At 68.3% G+C, this 20061-nt stretch carries 15 protein-coding genes and 2 pseudogenes; 5 read left to right on the top strand and 12 right to left on the bottom strand.

Going from position 1 to position 20061, the window contains the following annotated elements; all coding sequences use genetic code 11:
• Positions 1-103 precede the first annotated feature (103 nt).
• The 4 genes from V6U79_RS28765 to V6U79_RS28750 all read left to right on the top strand — a co-directional run bounded on the left by V6U79_RS28765 (position 104) and on the right by V6U79_RS28750 (position 3064).
• Complete coding sequence (locus tag V6U79_RS28765) at positions 104-778, top strand: LLM class oxidoreductase (RefSeq protein ID WP_334616598.1); 675 nt, start codon at positions 104-106, stop codon at positions 776-778.
• Positions 779-868: 90 nt separating this feature from the next.
• Entirely contained in the window at positions 869-1225 is a 357-nt protein-coding gene (locus tag V6U79_RS28760) for a YciI family protein (RefSeq protein ID WP_334616596.1), read from the top strand.
• 62 nt (positions 1226-1287) lie between these two features.
• Complete coding sequence (locus V6U79_RS28755) at positions 1288-2463, top strand: RNA polymerase sigma factor (protein WP_334616609.1); 1176 nt, start codon at positions 1288-1290, stop codon at positions 2461-2463.
• 49 nt (positions 2464-2512) lie between these two features.
• Positions 2513-3064 carry a dihydrofolate reductase family protein gene (locus tag V6U79_RS28750; RefSeq protein ID WP_334616595.1) on the top strand — a complete coding sequence of 184 codons (552 nt, stop codon included), beginning with the start codon at positions 2513-2515 and terminating at the stop codon, positions 3062-3064.
• Positions 3065-3315: 251 nt separating this feature from the next.
• Here V6U79_RS28750 and V6U79_RS28745 read toward each other — a convergent pair whose 3' ends face one another.
• From V6U79_RS28745 to V6U79_RS29920, 12 genes and pseudogenes are all read right to left on the bottom strand, one after another.
• Positions 3316-3642, bottom strand: coding sequence for a hypothetical protein (locus V6U79_RS28745; protein WP_334616594.1), 327 nt, complete (start codon positions 3640-3642; stop codon positions 3316-3318).
• A gap of 1614 nt (positions 3643-5256) precedes the next feature.
• Positions 5257-5619: a phospholipase D-like domain-containing protein gene (locus tag V6U79_RS28740; RefSeq protein WP_334616593.1), complete on the bottom strand. Its 363-nt coding sequence runs from the start codon at positions 5617-5619 to the stop codon at positions 5257-5259.
• A complete protein-coding gene (locus V6U79_RS28735) occupies positions 5616-6875 on the bottom strand; it encodes an McrC family protein (RefSeq protein WP_334616592.1) in 1260 nt (419 codons plus the stop codon). Before V6U79_RS28735 ends, V6U79_RS28740 begins: the two co-directional genes overlap by 4 nt.
• A complete protein-coding gene (locus V6U79_RS28730; RefSeq protein WP_334616591.1) occupies positions 6872-9100 on the bottom strand; it encodes an McrB family protein in 2229 nt (742 codons plus the stop codon). Before V6U79_RS28730 ends, V6U79_RS28735 begins: the two co-directional genes overlap by 4 nt.
• Before the next feature lie 344 nt (positions 9101-9444).
• Positions 9445-12744 carry an AAA family ATPase gene (locus V6U79_RS28725; protein ID WP_334616590.1) on the bottom strand — a complete coding sequence of 1100 codons (3300 nt, stop codon included), beginning with the start codon at positions 12742-12744 and terminating at the stop codon, positions 9445-9447.
• A 22-nt stretch (positions 12745-12766) separates the two neighbouring features.
• Entirely contained in the window at positions 12767-13918 is a 1152-nt protein-coding gene (locus V6U79_RS28720) for an exonuclease SbcCD subunit D (protein WP_334616589.1), read from the bottom strand.
• A 22-nt stretch (positions 13919-13940) separates the two neighbouring features.
• Positions 13941-15251, bottom strand: a complete 1311-nt coding sequence (locus V6U79_RS28715; protein ID WP_334520201.1) for an AAA domain-containing protein — start codon at positions 15249-15251, stop codon at positions 13941-13943.
• Positions 15248-16732, bottom strand: a complete 1485-nt coding sequence (locus V6U79_RS28710; RefSeq protein WP_334616588.1) for a hypothetical protein — start codon at positions 16730-16732, stop codon at positions 15248-15250. The genes V6U79_RS28715 and V6U79_RS28710 overlap by 4 nt, the downstream gene beginning before the upstream one ends.
• The gene (locus V6U79_RS28705) at positions 16729-17835 is read right to left on the bottom strand and encodes a hypothetical protein (protein ID WP_334616587.1); all 1107 of its coding nucleotides are present in this window, start codon (positions 17833-17835) and stop codon (positions 16729-16731) included. Before V6U79_RS28705 ends, V6U79_RS28710 begins: the two co-directional genes overlap by 4 nt.
• A 39-nt stretch (positions 17836-17874) precedes the next feature.
• Positions 17875-18660: a hypothetical protein gene (locus tag V6U79_RS28700; RefSeq protein ID WP_334616586.1), complete on the bottom strand. Its 786-nt coding sequence runs from the start codon at positions 18658-18660 to the stop codon at positions 17875-17877.
• A 116-nt stretch (positions 18661-18776) separates the two neighbouring features.
• The gene (locus V6U79_RS28695; RefSeq protein WP_334616585.1) at positions 18777-19472 is read right to left on the bottom strand and encodes a WD40 repeat domain-containing protein; all 696 of its coding nucleotides are present in this window, start codon (positions 19470-19472) and stop codon (positions 18777-18779) included.
• A gap of 57 nt (positions 19473-19529) precedes the next feature.
• Positions 19530-19667, bottom strand: a pseudogene (locus V6U79_RS29920) (hypothetical protein); the annotation flags it as partial.
• Positions 19668-19681: 14 nt separating this feature from the next.
• Here V6U79_RS29920 and V6U79_RS28690 point away from each other — a divergent pair.
• Positions 19682-20017, top strand: a pseudogene (locus V6U79_RS28690) (helix-turn-helix domain-containing protein); the annotation flags it as partial.
• Positions 20018-20061 lie beyond the last annotated feature (44 nt).

Below are 20061 nucleotides of genomic sequence, written 5' to 3'. Positions count from 1 at the left end.
ATGGCCATCTAGCAGCTCCTTACCGCCGCGGCCTGTGCATGCACCGTTGCCAGGGGACATAGAGCGCTGTCGACCGCTGCGCAAAACCGCGGAGCACTCCGCGGTGAAGCAGGACGCCGCACCCACTCTGACCTGCGAGAACGAGAACTTACAGGCTGTGGTGGGTGCAGTTGGATACCGTTCACTGCCGTTGGGCGCTGTTCAATGCCGTTCAGTGCATCCGTCTGCTCCCAACCTGCTCCTCAATCTCGACCGCGAGACCGGCGGCAGCGATCGGCGGGCAGGGTCCCCGTCGCGTGGGCCGGCGCTGGTGTGGGCGCCGGACGACGGGCTTCTAGGGGCCGGCTGGTTCGGCCGGGACTACACCGAGTTCGGCTACGAGTTCGGCCGTCCCGGTGAGCGGCTGCCGCCCCTCGAGGGCGGCGTCCGGCGCGTACGGTCCCGGCTCGACGCGCTGGTTCCACCGGCATCCCGGGTGCCGATGCTGATCGGCAGCGGCGAAAAGGTGACGCTGCGCATCGTGACGCAGTATGCCGACAGGTGGAACGACTTCGGCTCGGCTGAGCGCTTCGCCGAGAAGAACGCCGTGCTCGACCGCTGGTGTGCTGAGCAGGGTTGCGACCCGGGCGAGATCGAGCGCACCACGATGATCGAGACGGCCGCGGCAGACGCGGCCGACGCCTATTTCAAAACCGGCGCCACCCACATCGTTCTGGGACTGAACGCCCCATACGACCCAGAGCCGCTGGAGCGCCTTCTGGCGTGCGCGAAGGACTGAATCTCGTCCGGCTGTCGATCTGCCGCCCGCCTCACACGTCGTAGGGTAGAGGCCACCGCATAGGGGGCCCGCACCCGAGGGGTTCGAGACATGGCGAAGTACATGATCCTCATCTACGGCGACGCCGAGCAGTGGGATGCGATGACCGACGAGCAGTGGAAGGCTCACGACGGCGGCCACGCGGCTTTCACGGCCAAGGCCGGCTCCCGCGTTCTCGACGGTCAGCAGCTCGAGAGGGCCCCCACTGCCACCTCGCTGCGTGTGGACGCACTCGGTCAGATCCACACCACCGACGGCCCGTTCCTGGAGACCAAGGAAGGACTCGGCGGCTACTACCTGCTCGAAGCGGCCGATCTGGACGAGGTCCTGGAGCTGGCGAAGCTGCTGCCCGAGCTGAATTACACGCACAGTGGCCTGGAGATCCGTCCGGTGGTTGACCACGGGTGAACGACACGAGAGACGAGGTCGTCGCGGCGGTGACCGAGGCCCACCGCCGCGACTGGGCCAAGGTGCTCAGCACCACTGCCCATCTGACCGGGGATCTCGACCTGGCCGAGGAGTGCGCCCAGGATGCGTACGCGCAGGCGTTGGAGATGTGGGGCGAGAACGGCATCCCAGACCGGCCGGGCGCGTGGCTCACCACCATCGCCCGCAACCGGGCCCGCGACGTGCTGCGCCGCGAGTCGGTGTTCCGCCGGAAGATGTCCCTGGTGGTCACGGACGAGACGGTGCAGGGGCCCGAGGACGCCCTGAACGACGACCGGCTCCGGCTCATCTTCACCTGCACCCACCCCGCACTGTCGACCGAAGCGCAGGTGGCGCTGACGCTGCGCCTGGTTTGTGGTCTGTCCACGCCCGAGGTGGCGCGGGCGTTCCTGGTACCGCCGGCCACCATGGCGGCCCGGATCACCCGGGCCAAGAGGAAGATCACCGCGGCCCGCATTCCCTATCGGGTACCGGGCCCGGATCAGCTCGAGGAGCGGTTCACGGCCGTCCTCGAGGTCGTCCATCTCATCTTCACCACCGGGCACACCGCGCCGCTCGGCGCCCACCTGGTACGCCGCGATCTGACCGACAGCGCGATCAGGCTGGCCCGCATGCTGCATCTGCTCATGCCGACCAACGCGGAGACCATCGCCCTGCTGGCTCTGCTGCTGCTCATATCGTCACGTCAGGAGACCCGGATGGCCGCCGACGGGCGCATGGCGCTGTTGTCCGAACAGGACCGCTCGCGCTGGGACCGGCAGCTCATCGCCGAGGGTCAGTCGTTGCTGACCGAGGCCCTGCTGCGGCGGCCACCGACCCGGTACGCCCTCCAGGCCGCGATCGCCGCCCTGCACGCCGAGGCGCCGAGCTGGTCGGACACCGACTGGGCCGAGATCGTCAGCATCTATGACGTCCTGCTCCGGCTGTGGCCGTCCCCCGTGGTCGAGCTCAATCGCGCCGTCGCGATCGGGATGCGCGACGGGCCCGGGGCCGGACTCGACGCGCTGACGCCGTTGCTGGCCGATCCGGCCCTGGCCACGTACGGATATCTCAGCGCCGCCCGGGCCGACTTCCTGCGCCGGCTGGAGAACTGGCCGCAGGCGATGACGGCCTACGAGGAGGCGCTGACTCTCACCGACAACGAGATCGAGCGCGCTTTCCTCACCGATCGGTTGACCGAGGTAGCGCGCAATCTGTGATCGTCGTAACCGAAGACCATTGAGCCGCAGACCGAGAGGTTGTCACCAAATGCGCAAGATTTCCGCTGGGCTGTTCATGTCCGTGGACGGCATCGTGGACGGTACGGGCAAATGGCAGTACCCGTATTTCGACCAGGAGATGGACGCAGCGATGGCCGCCGTGCCACGTCCCGAGGCGCTTCTGCTCGGCCGGCGCTCATACGAGGGTTATGAGGCACTGCGGCAGGAGGCCCCGGATTCTCCGGTGCTCGGGCTTATCGACTCGACCGACACGTACGTGGTGTCCACGACGATGCCGGCCGGCAGGCAGCGCGACAACATCACGGTCCTCGGCGCCGACCCGGCCGACGACGTCGAGCGGATCCGCAGCTCCGGCGACGGCCAGATGCTGGTGCTGGGCAGCCCGACGCTGGTGCGCTGGCTGCTCAGGCAGGGCCGGCTGGACGAGCTTCACCTGTTCGTGCTGCCGATCGCGGTCGGCGCCGGCCTGCGTCTGTTCGAGGCCGCGGCCGGCGACGGCCCGCATCCGCTGCAGCTCACCAGCTCGCGGGCCCTGGGCAACGGCGTCCTCGAACTGCGTTACGCCCCGGCCGAAGCGTAGGCGGACAGCGGCGACGACCCGCGAACCGGTCTCCGCCGGTTGCTCAGGGCCGGCTCACCGGGGGCATCGTCGGCTTGAGCGTCGCCTGCACGATCGGCGGAGACGGCAGGGCCTCGACAGCACACTCTGCTACTCCGGTGACGGACCCGATCACTGGGTGACCGGTGCCCGCCGCGAGCGGCTCCGGCGCCGCGCCATGGTGTGGCGGCCGGCCGAATACTGCGGAGCGCTAGTGAGCGGCGGCGCTGCACTCATGCGTCGGGGCGGGTACGCGCCAGCCAGGTGGTGAGCATCCGGCTGGTGTCCTCGCCGAGTGCCGCCGCTGCTCGTGCCGCCAAGGCGGTGAGCTCGCCGTGCTGAACGGCGGTGACCGGCAGCTCGGGTGGTGGAGTGCGACGCCAGGTAGTTCGTGCGCCGTCGCGGGCGAGGCGGGTCACGTCGGCCTTGCCACGTTCGGCCAGGCGAGGGTCCGGGTCGAGGGTGAACATCAGGGCAGCGCGCAACTGGACGTCGACGCTGTGGCCACGCAGGAGGCGGTAGCCGGCCCGGCGCAACTCCACCCGAGCGTCGCCGAGCAACTGCCACGGAAGGCCTGGCGGCAGGGCACTCGCTGAAGGGCCGCAGCGCGGTGGTCACCGCTCGGACCACCGCCGGCGACGAGTCCCGTAGCAGCGGCAGCACCTCCTGCGCGACAACCGCCTCGAGCAGGCGCAGGCCTCGTACCGCCTGGACACGGACTCTGGCTTGCGAGTGGGTCAGCAGCGGCCGCAGCAGCGGGCATCCGCTGCCGAGCCGGTCTCGGCAAGCCCGGCGATCGCACCCAGTGCCGGTTCACCGGCGCCGGTCGCGGTCCGGTAATGCTCCCGGGCGTCGATGCCGAGCCGGCGGGCCGCCTCCCGGGCCACGGCCCGGACCAGCGGCGCGTCATCGCCAGATGCGCGGCAACGTCGCTGTCCTGACCGACCCGGACCAGCCCAGTCAACGCCAGCACCCGCACCTCAGCACGAACCGACCGGGCCAGGCGACGCAGAACGTCATGCCGGCGGGTCCAGACCGCCTCACGGCAGGCCGCGTCGGCGGCGTGAACCCGAATCCCCACATCTGAGTGTCTATGGTGTTTTTCCCCGGAGGGACTCCCCTACGCCTTCATCTGATTCGCACTGAACAGCCGCAGGAACGTCAGGCTACGAACCTGACGGGCATGCCGCCGGCCGGGCGCCTTTCGACACGGAGCCGCCGATCCTCACGCTCGAAGCGGGAGACGGGGCCCTGTCGGTCTCGAACGTCCGGCTAGGAGGTCGACGCCGATGCAGTAACCGAGACAGAGCTCTTGAAGAGGATCCGTACCCGCGACACACGGTTTAGGAAGTGTGGACACGGACGGAAGCCGCTCGGCAGTGACCTGGCTTGACCTGCTTCGCCACGCTGACCGCCACGTCCAGGAGCTGACCGCCGCTGACCGCCGTCACCCATCCGAACGGGCACGCATGGGGCACGCGACTGTCAGCTTGGGAATTGTCGATCTCTGCCTGTCTACAGGCTTGGCGGCCTGGCCTCGGCGGTCTCCCGTGGCCTCGGCTGGCCCCTGCTGTCCTCGCCCAATGACACGCTAATGGCACGCCGGGATGCTCTCCTCGACCGCCGGCCACGGTCGCCGGACATCCCGTCTTACTGGTCCGTGCGCGCTGGGGCGTTGTCCCAGAAGATCTCAAGCTCGATGTCGTCTGGCCCTCTCCCCTGGGCCGAGGTGATGTTGATGTCCTCGACGCGGATGTAGCTGCCATCGTGGGTGTACGCGTCGACAACAACCGGCGTGACCTACGGCAAGATCTACGAGAAGTGGATCGGCAAGCAGCCGAACTCGTGATCGAAGTTCGTGGCGAGAGGGCGCGCGCTGAGCGCGCCGTCGGCGGGGTTGGCGGCCAGGAGCACCCGGTCGATGAGTCGACTAGGCCGCGCCCGTAGCGTTGTTCGAGGTTCTCCCGTCCGGCGGCAGCCTTCGGTGGGACCGGGGCCGCGTCGTTGACGGCAATCCCGACCCACAAGCGGCGAGGCCTTGGCCCGGGCCGGCGTTGGCCCGGTATGTGGGCCGGGGGACGGTAGATTTCGCGAGCTCGCTTCAGCCATGCCTGACCGATTGGGTCGCTCTCGACCCACCAGACGTCCAACTGCTCGGCGACCTGTGCACACAGTCATTCGTCGTCGGTGAGGACTGCGGCTTCCCTGAGCAGGTCACGGGAGCGAGCGGAGGCGTTGGCTGAGCCGATGATGGCGTATGTCTCGCCGCCCTCGAGGTGGATCATCTTCGCGTGCAGGTTCGGTAACGTGCGGACGTCCACACCGGCTTTGTGCCATCGGCTGATCGTGTTCGGGTCAACCTGTCCGGCGAGTAGAGCGACGTCGGACCCGTCAACGATGATCATGTCGTCGGCCGTCAGGTCGAGTAGGTCTGCGGCAGCTGGTCCGATGTATGAGATTGCGGCCCGCTTGCAGACGTCCGCGTGTAGATAGTCCTCGAGTCCGTGCCAGGTTCCGTCTGCTACCAGCTGGATCATGATGCGTAACCGCCGTCCTTGGCTGCCGCGGCAGGGTGTGCGGTGTGGGTTGCTGAGACGCCGCTTGCGACCTCGACGCTTGCGATCGCGTTGGCCATTTGGTTGATCTGCTCGTTCAGTTCGGTGAGAGGGGCCGACAGGTCGAGACGGTGCACGACGATGTGTACCCCGCTGCCTATGAGCTGGTAGCGAACTGGTTCTGCTCCTGCGGATGCGTAGACGAGGTGGCCGTGGGTCAGCTTGAGCGCGGTGCAGTAGGCGAGCATTTGGTAGATGTCGTCGCGGGGTGGGGTGCTGCCGGGTGCCTTGTATTTGGCGTCGATGACGGCCAGGCACTGGCGCCCGTTCCACCAGGTGATGTCTGGCCGTACCAGGGGTAGCAGGTGGTCGTGGTCGAGGTGCATCTGGTGTTGTCCGGTGATGGCTCCGCCGTAGCGTGTCTCGATCGCGTGCCGTAGGGCTGTGGTCAACCAGTCTTCGAACACGGTGTTGAGGTCGAACACGAAGCCGGCCGCGAGGGTTGAGCCGTGGGCGTGTTCGATGCTGGCCCCGGCCAGGATCAGCCGGGCGAGCCGCAGGGCCGGTTGGTAGCGGTTGTTGAACCGGTTGGGCATGGTCTTGGGTATGGGGGCGCCCGCCATGAGGGGTGTGACGTCGGCGAGTGCGGCCGCGATGCGGTGCAGGGCGTTGCGGGTGGCCGGGGGGACGCCGGGTAGGCGGTGCAGGCGGCGTACGGCCGACAGCAGGATCTGGTTTTCTGGTATGTCCGTGTCGTAGTCGTCATAGCGCACCTCGACCGGTAGGGCCAATCCCGGCCGGGTCCGCAGTTGGTCTGCCTCGCGGAGCCGGCCGCGCACCAGCGGCAAGGCCTCCTCGACCGGCCGGTATCCCTGCAACAGGCCCGCGGCGAGTGCCTGGGAGGTGGCGGTAGCGAAGGCGACTGCTATCGCTGGCACGAGGTCGTGTTCGGGGGTCAGGCCGACGGGTTCGGTGCGCCAGCCGCGGGAGTCGCGGGCGTAGCCGAGCAGCCACATCAACCGAGCGATCCCGATTTTCGGCCGTACGTGCAACTCGACGTGTTCGTCGCCGGCGACGATGCGGGCCGCGCCGACCATGGAGCCGGATCGCAACAGGAGCCGCCCGTCGAGGGTGAGTGAGGTGTCGACGAGCTTGGTCGCGGCCGTCGCCCGGGCGACGGCCGGTGTCATCGGCTCACACTCGAGCGTCTGGTGCTCGCGTAGGCTGATCAGCCTCACTGCGCCGGGTCTCCCGCATGGGCCCTCGGTGCCGGCACCGCTGTTGGGACGGCCGTTTGCTTCAGGCGCTTGCGGAGTGCGTCGAGGCCGTAGCGGAGGTTGATGTCGACTCCGTCGCCGAGGTGCCGTTCCTCGAGCAGGGGCATGATGGCGTTCTTCCAGATCCTCGCCAGCCCTTTCTCGGTGGCGGCCCGCGTCGTCATCAGATAGGACGGGCCGACCGCGGCGTCGCGGTCGCCGATGACGCGGTTGAGCTCGTCGAGTAGGTCCGCGCGGTCGGCAGGGAGGTTGTGCTTCTTCAGCCACTTGCGGAGCAGTCCGTCAAGGGGTGTCTCGCCGGGGAACAGCGGCTGGAAGTAGAACCGGCGGCGCATGGCGGCGTCAACGAGCGCGATGGATCGGTCGGCGGTGTTCATGGTGCCGATCAGGTAGACGTTCGGTGGAAGTTCGAAGTCCTCAGTTGGTGAGTACTGCAGTTGGATGCTGCGGTTGCGGTACTCGAGCAGGAAGTACAGCTCCCCGAAGACCTTGGCGAGGTTCGCCCGGTTGATCTCGTCGATGATCAGGATGTGGGCCTGGGACGGGTCGTCCTTCGCATCCGCAACGAGTTGTTTGAAGGGCCCGGGCTCGAGTGCGAAGCCGACCCCGCCCTCGGCGGCGGCCCGGGGGCGGAAGCCTTCGAAGAAGTCCTCGTACGAGTACGAGGGGTGGAACTGGACGAGCCGGTAGGCGTTGTCGGCCTGCCCGGTGAGGAACTGGGCCAGCGCCTGGGCCAGATAGGTTTTGCCGGTGCCGGGCGGGCCGTACAGCACGATCTGCTTCTTCTCCCGCAGCAGGTCGACCGTGTCGCTGAGCCAGTCCTGTTCGATGAGCAGCTCGTCGGCCAGCTCGGCGGTGGGCTCGGGCAGCTCCACCTCGGCCACCTCGAGCTGGTCCTCGACGTCCTCCTCCCCCGGCTGGTCGTCCAGTTCGGCGAGGGCTGCGAACTCGGTGACGTAGGTTCCGAGGTCGGTCACGGTCAGCTGGCCGGACAGCTTGTTCCGCGCCTCGGCGGACAGCTCGTTGCGGGTGACTGGTGCGTCGGGATTTGCCCAGGCAACTTTCCGCCTGCGGTTTGACAGGTCGTCAGGCGTGTTCACCCAGGCGGCGGGGCCGGTGATGGTGCCGACATACACCTTGGGCCCGTCGACGGTGACGACGATGTCGCCCTCGCTCATCCGATTGAGGAACCGGTCGAGCACCCCCACGTGGAGACCGCGCTGGGACGGCGAGAACTCTGGCAAGGATTCCCGTAGCTGCTGGTCCAGGTCCCCCTTCGACAGGCCGGGCTTCAGTTCTGGCAGCCCGGGGTAGGCGATGGAGCAGAACCCTTCGGTGAGCCATTGGCCGATCAGGTTGTGTCCGTGCACCTTCGCGCCTCGTACCAGCCAGCCGCGCGGTCCCTTGCCGTCGCCAGCCGGCCCCGTCTGCTGCCGCCACCGGTCGACCCATGGCGGTTGATAGAAATGAACCGGCGTGCCCGCCTTGACCGACAGCGCCGTCCGCAGCTCCGCCAAGTCCCGATCGACGTCGCCGCTCTGATGGGGCAGCTCGTCGGCGAACGCGGTCACGATCAGCTTCTTGTGCCGCCGGGAGGCGACCGGTGGGAAGGTGTCGGGAAACACGAGGTTCAGCAGAATGTTGCGTTGGCTGTAGGCGCTGTTGATCGGAATGCTGTCCACCACGTCCTTGAAGGCCCACGGGTCGTGAAGTGCCGCCTGCTGATCGTTGACCGGCAGGCGTTTCCACGCCTGCACAAACCGCACGAGCCACGCGATCTGCCGGTCCCGCTGCGTCATGTAGGCGGTGCCGGCCCGGACTACGCCGGCGTCGAGAACCGTGTCGAGGTCCACGGGGATCTCGACCGGCTCCGGCAGCAGCGACATCGCCCCGTTGATCACGGCGCGTTTCGCCGCGCCGCCGATGTCACGAGGCAGGAGCAGATGCAGGTAGATCAGCTCGCCCATGAGCTGCACCGCCGTGGGCGGCGCGGCGGCAAGCTGCCCCTGTAGCTTTCTGACGAAGCTGCCCCTGCCCGCGTCGGGCTGCTGAACAAACCTGGCATACAGCTGGTCAGCAGCTTCCTCTGTCCACACAGCCCGGCCAGGGGTGAAGGCCGACCCGCTTCCGGCCAGACCGGCGTCGATCACTCTGCGGGCGGCGGTGTAAACAGCATCCTCGTTCACGGCACTCCTTGTTAGTTTGAGGTGGCCGACACGCAACTGTCCGGCCCAACCGTTAGGCGTATAGCGAGGAAAGCACGTTCATGGCCGATAATCGGTCATGGACGGCCACCCTGGAGACCTCGATTCGTCGGGGGTGCGCCAGTAGTGCAGACGGCGCGCCGCCGGCGCATCGCGTTGCAGCGCCACCCGCCAGCATTGCGCCGTCAGCACGACACACATACGAGCCGCCGGCGCCGCCGGCTCGTAGCTGGTGCACATCACGGCCAGCCAGATGCTGCACCTGGTCGGTGAGCACCTCGACAACCACGATTACACTCTTGGCCCGGTTGATGCCCTCCAACTGTTCACAGGTTGTCCTTCATGATGGCTGAGCCGAACTGATCGCGGCTTACTCGGAACTTCACGGGGACACGGTCGGCCAGGACGCCTACGTGGGTGACTACTCCGACCATGCGATTGCCCTGGCTGGCAAGGTTCTCCAGCGTGCTGGCGACTGTCTCCAGGGTTACCTCGTCGAGCGTTCCGAACCCCTCGTCCAGGAAGATCGAGTCCAGCCGGGCCGAGCCCGCCGCGGCCAACGTGGTGATCTGCGCCGAGAGGGCGAGCGCCAGCGCCAAGCTCGCCTGGAACGTCTCGCCGCCGGAGAGGGTTTTCACTGGCCGAGGCAGGTCGGCGTTGTTGTGGTCGATCACCACGAACTCGCCGTTCTCATGCGCGAGGCTGAACTGGCCACCGGACAGCTCGGCAAGGCTCGCCGAGGCGTCCTGGACCAAGACGTCAAGAGCCGATGCCACGAGCCAGCGGGGAAACTCGTTCGACCGCAGTAGGCCGCCCAGCGTGCTGGCGACGGCATGCTCCTCGACCGACTTGGCCCGGCTGGAGCGCAGGTCGGCCAGCTGCGACAATTGCGCCTCGAGGCTCTGGACGTGGGCGCGCGCCCGCTCAAGCTCGGCAGCGACGGCCGCGGAAACCGTACCCGCTGCGGAGGCAGGAGAGACGGCGATTTCGGCCTGTTCGAGGGCCCGACCAAGCGCGAGCGCCTTCTCGCCACGGTGATGCTCCGCCGCCGCAAGAGCAGCCCGGGCGGTCGCGAACGTCACCTCTCGCCTGCCGACTTCCTGCTCGGCCCAGCCGACGAGCTCGGCCCAGGCAATCTGCAGGTCCTCCTTCCGGACCGGCGGGGCCCCGAGCGGAACGAGCAAGTCCCGGGCCGCTCGAAATTCCTGCCAAGCCGTCTGCTCCTGAGCGCTCAAGGAGGCGAGCGCTTGAATAGCCGAATCGCGGCCGGCACGGGCCTTCTTCAGTTCCCCTTGTGCGACCTTGGCTTCCGCCTCTAGCTGGTCGATCCGAGCCAGCTCGGCCGCGACCTCGGCACTGCTCGGCGCCGCGGCCAGGGCTTCCGCCAGAGTCCTCAGGCGGTCATTCTTCGTGCGAAGCGCCAGTTCGGCTTCTCGATCCGAACGCTCCGCGGCCACCCGGGCCGCATCCAGGCGTTCGACCTCCCCGTGCGCTTGCTTCAGACGCGCCGCCATCGACAACGACTCGGCGTCGGCTTTGCGCGCCTCGGCTTCGGCTAGGTCGAGGAGTTTGGCGTCGGCTTCGGCCTTCTGACCGGACCAGCTCGCCAAGGTGTGCCAGGCGTCCGCGAGGCCGAGGCCGTCCACGGACGGCGCGCCGAGCGAGACAAGTGGATCCCGAGCCGCGGTCAGTGCTGTCCGCGCCTCCGAGTACGTCTTCGCAAGCACCGCTACCGCATGGCTGGCCGCTTCGTGAGCAGCCCGAGCCTCGCGGAGCGTTGCACCGGCATACTTGAGTCTGGAGTTCAGGCCGTCCAGACGGCTCAGCTCGCCGTCGACGGCGCTCTCGTCCGCCCATTCGCCGGTGAGCGCTCGCCTGAGCTCGGCTGTTCTTTCCCGCGCTGCGGCAAGCGCATCGGTGGCTTTCTGCTCCTGTGCCAGAGCCGCAGTGTGTTGCCGAGCTGCGGTGTCGCGGTGCCGTTCGGCGGTTGCCAGGGCCTTCTCGGTCGCCGCGACGGTCTCATGTTCGAGGGGTGCCGGCAGCTCCTCCACCGGATGCTCGCAGACCGGGCACGGCTCGCCCGCTACGAGGTGCGGCCGAAGTACCGACGCGGCTTCGGCCCGCCTGGCTTCATTGCAGGCCAGCCGAGCCTGGCCCACGGCCCGGATCGCTTCGTCGAGTGCGACCTGCCTCGCAGTGACCTCCGCTCGCGCGCGGTCGGCCCGGGCGATCAGGTCCGGTTCTGCGGCCGCGAGCTTGGTCAACTCGGCGTGGTGGTGTTTACCCTGGTCCAGCAGGCTACGGGTGGGTGCCGCCTCAACATCGCGCCGCGCGTCAGACTCCGCCTCCTCCGCCTCGGCGAGGCGTCGGCCGGCGGCCGCCAGCGCACTCTTGGCGGAGATTTCTCGTTCCTGGATCTCACCTATCCCGGTCGGAACGGACAGCCTGCTGAGCTTCTCGTACTGGGACCGGACCGTCTCGACGCGTTCGCGCGCGGCCTTTGCCGTCGCCTTCACAGCCTCGGACGCCGCTTGGGCAGCGGCCGCCGTCTGCATCGCCAGATCGCGTTCAGCGGTGACCGCGGCGAGAGTCTTAGCCGCCTCCGCGCGATCGTTCTCCGCGTCGGGTAGCTGTTGCTCAAGTTGTGAGCGCTCGGCGTGGTTGCGCTTCGCGTGCTCCAGGAAACCCCGTTCCGCGGCCACCGTCTCGAAGGTCGTCCTCGCGATGTCGTCAGCCTTCTCGGCCACGGCGAAGCCCTCGGTGGCCCGATCTGCGGCGCCTGTCGCTTCGGCCAGCCGCTCGGCGCGCATCTCAAGGTCGGCTGGGAGGGCGACGCCGCCGAGTAGTTGCGTCTCCTCGCGGATCCGATCGGTGTTTCGCCGCGCTTCGTCGATCGCTGCTGTAGCGGCCGCCAGTTCGGACAGGACGGTGATGACCTTGTCCTTCAGCGCGGTGAGGTGCTGGACTCGTTGGTTCGCCTCGACCACGGCCTCCGGCGTGACGGTGGCGAGGCGGCCGATCTGCTCATCGAGGACAGCGACTCGCTGCTTGGCCTCGGCCGCTTCGGCGTTGGCGCGCTGTCCGATCGTTTCGTACAGGTCGATTCCGAGCAGGCGTGTGAGGATCTTCTGGCGGTCGGCTGGCTTGGCGTGGAGGAACTCGGCGAAGTCGCCTTGGGGCAGGACGACGCAGGAGCAGAAGTGGTCGAACGACAGCCCGAGGAGTTCTTCGACGGCGGCGTTCACCTTACCGTCGGCCGCGATCAACTCGGTCTCGTCATCGATGGACCCCAGCCGGGTGGCATCGATCAACCGTTCGAGTCGGCCGCTGTGGATGCCGACGCCCACCCGGGTTCGCCGCAGTTCGCGCGCGGCGACGTACCGGCTGGCACCCACGTCGAAGACCAGGCGCACGACTCCCCTCTTCACCGCCGGTGACAGCGCCAGCGAGACGGTTCGCCGGTCGTCCCAGCGCGGCACCGATCCATACAGTGCGAAGGTCATCGCGTCGATGACGGTGGACTTGCCGGCGCCGGTTGGGCCGAGGAGGGCGAAGAAGTCCGCGTCGGTGAAGTCGACCGTCGCCGGCTCACGGAACGATCCGAAGCCGGTCATCTCCAGAAGCACTGGCCGCATAACTTGCCCCTTACTACTCGGAGATTGCGTCGTGCAGGCGCGCGAAGAGTGCCGCCAGCCGTGGGTCATCGACGTTCTTGGTGGCGCAGTATTCGGCGAACAGTTCCGTCGGGGTGCGCTCGATACCGCTGCTCGCCGGCCGGCTGGTGGCGTTCGGGGCGGCGAAGGCCGGATCGATGCGAATGTCGAGGGCGTTTGGCAGGAGGTCGCGGACCTCCTCGAGCAGACCGGCACGCGCCGGCTCCTTGAGCTGAACGCGGAGGAACGCATCGCCGGCGCAACGCGCCCGGCTCTCGATCTCGGCGAGAGTGCCACGGAGCGTCATCAAGCGGCGACCGCTTTTGATCGGGATGTCGGTGACCTCCGCCGGCTTTGACGGTGTCGCCTCCACCAGGCACACGACACTCTCATTGTCTTGCTCTCCGAAGTCGATTGCGATCGGCGAGCCGCTGTAGTGCACCGGACACGGCGCGCCGATCGCCTGCCGGCGATGCAGATGCCCAAGCGCCACGTACTGCGCCTGGGCCGGGAACGCGATAGCCGGCACCTGATATTCGAAGATCGACTGGGCGTCGCGCTCGCCGCCACCGAACTTGCCTCCGGTCACGGTGAGGTGTGCCATCAGGATGTTGACGGCATCCGGCCGGAAGGCCCGGGCTAAGACCGCCAGCATGTCCTCGACGCGCTGGGCGTAGCTGATGGAGTTCATCACGGGCGTGTTGGCGATGAGCTCGGCTGCGCGGATGACGGTGCGCTGAGAGACGAAGGGTAACGTCGCGACCACCGCGGACTCGCCGGTCGAGCGGGCGGTTATCTCAATCGCTCCGTCCGAGCCGGCCCCGGGGGTGCCGACGAGGTGGATGCCGACCTCGTTCATCAGCGGTCGGTACGCGTCGAAGGTCGGAGCGTGGTCATGGTTGCCGGCGATGGCGATCACCGGCACCCCGGAGTTGCGGATCTCGAGCAAGGTCCGGACGAGAAGTTGCTGAGCCTCGGCCGACGGTGCCGCCGAGTCGTAGATGTCGCCCGCGATGAGGACGGCGTCCACCTCGTACTTCCGGACAATGACGACAATCTCCTCAAGAACCGCGCGCTGCTCGGCGAGGCGGTTGTGACCCTTCAGGGTCTTGCCGATGTGCCAGTCGGAGGTATGCAGGAACCTCATGTCCGGCTCCTTTCAAGAGATGTCAGGCCGCGACGCGGTGGGCGTACAGGTGATTCATGACGGTCTGGTTGGCCGCCCATCCGTCTGGGAATTTGACCGGCTCGTGTAGGTGAACTGGCTCGCTGGATGGGTGCGCGTCGAGCAGCTCCCGGATGCCGGCCCGTCCGACGACGACGCAGGCCTGTCGATGGCGGGAGGTGAGTACGCACAGGCGTCCGGCCTCGAGATGGAACGCTGTGGCGTCGCGTCGTCCCGACAACGGATGCAGCATCACGGTCAGGTCGTACTCTCGGCCCTGCAAGCGATTCGCCGTGTCGACCGTGACGTCCGGCAGGTCGGACAGCGCTTCGCGAAGGGCCGCCGCTTGATCGCGATGCGCGGTGCCGACCGCGATTCGCTGCGAGGTGATCGGCCGAGAGTCGTTCCCCGACCGCGCGATCGCTCCGCGTTCGAGAAATCTCCGAACTACGTCGGCGACCGTGGAAACCGCTTCGGCGTCTGTCCGGGGGGTGTGTCGCGCGGGCAGTTCGTAGAAGCCCCAGCCGGTGGTCGCCGCCTCGGCCAGCAGGGCGTCCAGGGGAGAGCGCCCGAAGGCGCGGGTGCCGAAGGTGAGCTCACGGTCTCCCGGTTCGGCGCCGGTCCGAAACCCGGTGTATGGGTAGAAGGCGGTGGCCACGACCTTTTCGGCGCTCGCGGGCAGCCGCCACGAGACGGGCAGCCGATGAACCGGCAGGTCGGGGTTGGAGCGCAGCAGCCCGGCCACCGCGCTCTGCATCGGGTCCCAGCTGAGCCCGCGCCAACGGTCGTTCTCGACCACGGAGAATGGATCCAGCTGGCCCGGGTCGCCGACGAACAGGGCCCGCTCGAACCGCGGGGCAATGGCGAGCAGGGAGTCCGAACGCATCTGGTAGGCCTCGTCGACAATCGCCCACGGCCAGGAGCGGTCCTTCACGTAGGCCCAGCGGGCGGCCGTCGCGATGACGATCTCACAGCTCAGCAGGTTGCCGAGATCTCTGTCGACCAGCACGTTGGTCAGGACCGCGAGGCGCGCTGGCCGCACGTATGTGGAACTCGCCAGCCGTCCGATCATGAGACCGGTCGGCAGGGCGGCGGAGAGGTTGGTGGTCAGGTCGTCGACCTGCTCATTGGTTTGGGCGACAATAATCAGCCGCTCGCCGGCCGAGGCGAGCGCGACCGCGGTCCGGACCACGAGGGTTGACTTTCCCGCCCCGGGTGGGGAATCGACGACCACGCCGCGGTGCCTGCGGGATCGGAAGTCGGCGAGGATAGCGGCGATAACCCGTTCGGCTTCGGCTGCTGGGTCGATGGTCATTCCCATGGCTCCTGGGCGTCGTCATCGGTCGGTACGTACGGTCGGGGCGGTCCGCCGTGGGTCCACGGTGTTTGGTCGGTCGGCGGCAGGTCGGGTGTGCGGATCGCGTCCGGGTAGACGCTGGTGTAGGTGATCTCGTCGCCGACCTCGGGCACGCTGCCCGGCGCGGGAGCCGCCGCCCGGCCCATGCCTCCGTCGAGCTCGAGGCGGACCAGTACACCGTCGGCCGATCGCGCGATTTCGGTGATCCGGGCGTTCTGTTTCATGCGCTCCGGCGCCCGCAACGCCTTGCCGACTGGCAGATGTACAGGATCGCCGGTGCTGACCACGATCAGCGGTCGGGTGACCCGGCGACCCTTCTCACTCCGGATGCGCCGATCACGGTCGACCGAAACGACGGTCCCCTGAAACGCCTCGCCGTTGACCCGGTAGCTCGCCATGACGAGGGGATCGTCCAGGGCGCGGCTGGCGTCGTAGGTCGTCTGCTCCCGCTCGAGGGACTGGAGTCGACGAGCCGCGGCCACCGCACCGTCCCGGCGGGCCTGCGGACGGCCATCGGTGGTGAGGTAGTCGTGGTAGCGGCTGAAATCTCGGCGATCCGCCGTCCAGCGGGTCTCAACCGTCTCTGCGGCCGGCAACCTCCGAAGAACCTCGATCGCGCGCCACATCAACCGCCAGGTTGGCTCCAATTGGCCACGGAGCTCACGCTCGAGGGTTTCCACCGCGCGCAGCCGTTTCGGGCTGTCGGGCGCAGCGCTCTCATACGCCCGGATGGCGGGCGCCAGCACTTCGTTGTCGAAGGCGGGGTCGGTTGAGGGGCCGGCTGGCGGCCAGACGAGCGGATCCTCGGCCGCAAGCGCGGCCTCCGGCCCGGAGACTCCCTCGGGCGGGTCGATCCAGCCGAGCAGTGCGGCCAGGTTCGCGTCCTCCACAGCGCTCTGCCCGCTGGCCCAATGCAGGTTCAGGGCCTGAGTCATCGCGAGCATGGCCGAGGAGCCGGGGTGCTCGGATCGCTCGCCCAGGTAGGTCAGCCACCGGCCCAGCAGCGGCACCCCTTGCGCTACCGGGAACGGACCGTTGATGCGCCGGAAGCGGGTGGATCTGCCGAGCAGCTTGACGAAACCGAGGCCGGCCCCGTTCGGAACCAGCAATTGGGGAGCATCGAGGAACACCTTGTTCGAGCCGACCACCTCGAACCTCGCAGTACAGGAGCGCACATAGGCCAGCACGACGTCGGCCAACGAGGCGGCGAAGTCGAAGCGGAGGTCGCGGTTCCGCGGTTGGGGCACCACCAACAGGGCCGGGTCGTGCTGGTCAGTGCCGATCATCGCGGCCAGCGGCGCATTTGCCTCGCCCGCCAGCGCCAGCGGGACTAACACCAACGGCCGGTCGGACAGGTGGACATGGCGACGTGTTGCGATCGGCACGGCACTGCCAGCGGCCACGGCCAGCGCTTTGGCGTACGAGGAGATGGCGCTCATGCCGCCACCGATCCGAAGATCTTGGCGGTCGTGCGGAGCATCGCCGCCGCCTCGGCCTGGCCGTCGCTCGCCACCAGGGTGCCGTCGGCCAAGCCGAGCGCCTCGGCGACGGTCTCCACACCTCCGAGTTCCTCGCGCACGCTAAGTCCCAGAGCCGCGGTGCAGCCAGTAGCCTCCTGCCGGCAGAAAAAGGCCATCTCGCATTTGGCGAGGCAGTCGGGCGCGTACCGCGCCTCGATCTCGCCGAGTGCGGTTATCACGTCGGCAACCGGCCGGCTCGGTTTGCCGTCGTGGTCCGGCGCGAGGTCGAGCGTTAGGGTCGGCGGCAACGCCGCGACCAGGCTCTCGATGCGGGTGAGCCGGGACAGCTGATGGTTCAGCACGATGAGCTGCTTTCGGACGTCGACCTTGGTGGCCACCGGCTGGTTCGAGAAGTCCTTCGGGCAAACCAACACGACCTCGTCGGCGACCTTGTCGTCGCCGAGCAGCCGCCGAAGGGCAAGCACGTAGACGGCGGACTGCGTGGCCGCGGCCGCGACCTTCCGCGCATCGGCCTGGTCGTCAATCACGGAGAAGGACTTGATCTCGACCACGTGAAAGACACCGTCGTGGTGGAAGGCGACCAGGTCAGGCTCGAGGTAGATGTCGTTCCCGCCGACATCAAGGAGCAGGAGTGGGTGGTCGTAAAAGGTGGCGGCAGCATTCGGGTCGGCCGCGGCGCTGGTGAGCTTCTGTCGCGACCGGGCGTGCCGGACCTCCTGCCCGGTGTTGCCACCGACGTCCCCCAGGTCGGTGCTTCCGACTTCCCGGATCTCGAGGCCCAAGGTCTCGCGCAGCAGGCGGAGCAGTTCGGCGTATCCGTTCGCCTTGACTTGAGCCTCGAAGGCGTTACCGCGGGTGATCGCGAACTGGGACTGACCGAACTTCGCCGGGAATCCGACGTGGCGCGCCAAGGCGTCCTTGTCGACGCCGGCGGCGTCGAGCACGGCGCGGCGTGTGCATCCGGGGTTACCGGTCAGCGCGGCGACCGTACGGGCATTGTGGCGTTTCGCGGCGCCGGCGCCGCGGATACGGCGCAGTCGGTCCTGGGTGTCGTTGTTCATCGAGTCGTCCTTCGCGGAAGACGAAGTGCTACCAGGGGGTCAGGAGCCGGTCGCGGAGATGCTCCGCAGCCGGCTGCCGAAGAGCTGCTCCACGTCGTCGAGCTGCTCGCGGGCCCGCTTCGCGGCCGCTTCGCGGTGCGACCGGTCGGTGTCCCGGTGGATCTCGAGCTCGGCCTCGGCTGCCTCGGCGACGGCTGCGGCGGTCATCGCGTCGGCGCTGGCGGCGGCACCGGGGATGTTGGCGGCGAACCGCCACAGCAGCCGCCGGGCTTGCGGACCGGGATCGGGGATCCGGTCCAGATGTTCGGCCAGGCGGATGGCTGAGGTGAGGAAATCTACGCGCGGGCTCAGCGGCCCGATCACGCGGGTGGCCATCGGCCAGGTGGAGACGGCCAGCAGGCCGCGGGCCGGTGCGAGCAGGTCGGCGGTCAAGGCAGCGCAGAGATAGTACGGCCGGGAGTGCGGTGCCGAGCGGAAGGACCGTTCCTCGTCGCGGCGCAGGCTGGTGAGCCGGGCCGGGATCATCTCCCCGACGTGGAACGCCTCGTGCACGGCGATAATCAGCTTCGGTGCGGCCGGCGCACCCAGCAGGTTCAGCGCCTGGTGGACCTGCTCACGCAGCGGCAGCAGCGGGCCGGTCTGCCGGCGGACCGCAACGGGCTGCTCGGCGAGCTCGTCGAGCGCCTCCTCCCACTGCCGCTCGGCCTTGCGCAGCTCACCGCGCAGCACCTTGGCGCGCTCCCGTTCCCCGGCGGTCACCGCCTTACGGACGGCGGCGCGCAGCTCGTCGATGCGGCGTTCGAGGGCTTCGGCAGAGGAGGTCACGGGACCACCATACGATATTCCAGCGCCTTCCAGCAATTGCCAGCTTTCGGCATCGTTGGTGGCGAGGACACCTGTCACCTTCGGCCCCGAAGAGGCAGATGACCAGGGGTCAGGCACTACTGGACTTCGTGTTCGACCGGTTGGTCGACACGAATACGTCCGATCGGCTCGCCGAGGTCATCCTCGGCGCCTGCGCCAGCGACGACCATCTGCGAGCCGTGCTCACCAGCGAGGACGCCCATCGGCCTGGGCGCAACGACAGCGCCGACGCTCAGGCGCACGTCTACCTCGACCGGATTCCGCGGCATCGGCCCGAAGGCGAGCTGCACCTGCGCCCTGCCAACGGCCTGACCCTTGTCGTCGCCGCAACGGCTCCGACAAGTTGAGCTTCTGAGGCCATCGAGCTCGCGCTGCAAGGGGGAATCCGTCGCGTGGCGGCCTGCCTGTACAAGATCACGACCGAGTACAGCCACGCCCTGCAGCGACAGACGAGGCCCATGCTCGACGCGGTGGTCAACCACTGCCTCGCCCGGCTCGTCGAGCGGCATCCCCGGCTGCTCGAAGACGTCCATGGCAGATGCGCTGCGGTACGCGCGCTGGTGCCGCTCCTGCTTGGAGCTGCAACCCGAATGAAGCGGCACCCAACCGCCATGGCCGGCGAGAGATCGCCGGAGGGTGCCGATGATCGGATCCCAAATCTGCACCGTGCCATCGGGTCCGCCGCTGGCCAGCCAGGACTCGTCCGGCGCTGCCACCAGCGCCAACACCGAGCCGTTGTGGCCGGCGAGGGTCTGGCGCAGGGCGCCGGTCATCGGGTCCCAGACCCGTATCGAGCCATCGGCTCCCCCGCTGGCCAACCAGGACCCGTCAGGCGCTGCCACCAACGCCTCCACCCGGCCGGTCTGGTCGGTGAGAGTGTGGCGCAGCTTGCCGCTGGCGAGATCCCAGACCCGTACCGTGCCATCTTGTCCCCCGCTGGTTAGCCAGGACCCGTCCGACGCGGTCACTAGCGCCGACAGGTCTCGTCCGGGCCGGGACCGTGGTCCGTGACCCGCTCGTCGCCGAGGTGCTGCGGGGTGACTGCCCGGCCGTCTCGGGGCGCACCGTCGAGCGCCGGTTCCGCGCCGCGATCGGACTGACGCGGGGCGCGGTCCGGCAGATCGAGCGGGCCCGCACGGCGGCGGAGCTGCTCGCTGCCGGCGACCCGGCCGCCGATGTCGTTGCCAAGCTCGACTACTTCTTCGAGCCGCACCTGGCCCGGGCACTGGGCTCCTACGTCGGACGCACCGCCGGGCAGCTGCGCGAGGGCGCCGGCGGCGCGATCGGCCTCGACCTGGATCAGCGCTTGACGTCGTAGACCAGCTTCAGGATTCCGTTCGAGTAGCTCTCCGACTCCCGCAG

This window comes from Micromonospora psammae (genome assembly GCF_036902725.1).
Lineage (GTDB): Bacteria > Actinomycetota > Actinomycetes > Mycobacteriales > Micromonosporaceae > Micromonospora.
Note: the sequence above shows the minus strand (reverse complement) of the source record. Positions and strands in the feature narration are given on the sequence as shown.

Bases quoted from the DNA above. Each gene is read 5' to 3' on its own strand.
- V6U79_RS28760 (WP_334616596.1), top strand. From the start codon at position 869: ATGGCGAAGTACATGATCCTCATCTACGGCGACGCCGAGCAGTGGGAT.
- V6U79_RS28715 (WP_334520201.1), bottom strand. From the start codon at position 15,251: ATGACCATCGACCCAGCAGCCGAAGCCGAACGGGTTATCGCCGCTATC.
- V6U79_RS28695 (WP_334616585.1), bottom strand. From the start codon at position 19,472: ATGACCGGCGCCCTGCGCCAGACCCTCGCCGGCCACAACGGCTCGGTG.
- V6U79_RS28740 (WP_334616593.1), bottom strand. From the start codon at position 5,619: ATGATCCAGCTGGTAGCAGACGGAACCTGGCACGGACTCGAGGACTAT.
- V6U79_RS28710 (WP_334616588.1), bottom strand. From the start codon at position 16,732: ATGAGCGCCATCTCCTCGTACGCCAAAGCGCTGGCCGTGGCCGCTGGC.
- V6U79_RS28705 (WP_334616587.1), bottom strand. From the start codon at position 17,835: ATGAACAACGACACCCAGGACCGACTGCGCCGTATCCGCGGCGCCGGC.
- V6U79_RS28720 (WP_334616589.1), bottom strand. From the start codon at position 13,918: ATGAGGTTCCTGCATACCTCCGACTGGCACATCGGCAAGACCCTGAAG.
- V6U79_RS28750 (WP_334616595.1), top strand. From the start codon at position 2,513: ATGCGCAAGATTTCCGCTGGGCTGTTCATGTCCGTGGACGGCATCGTG.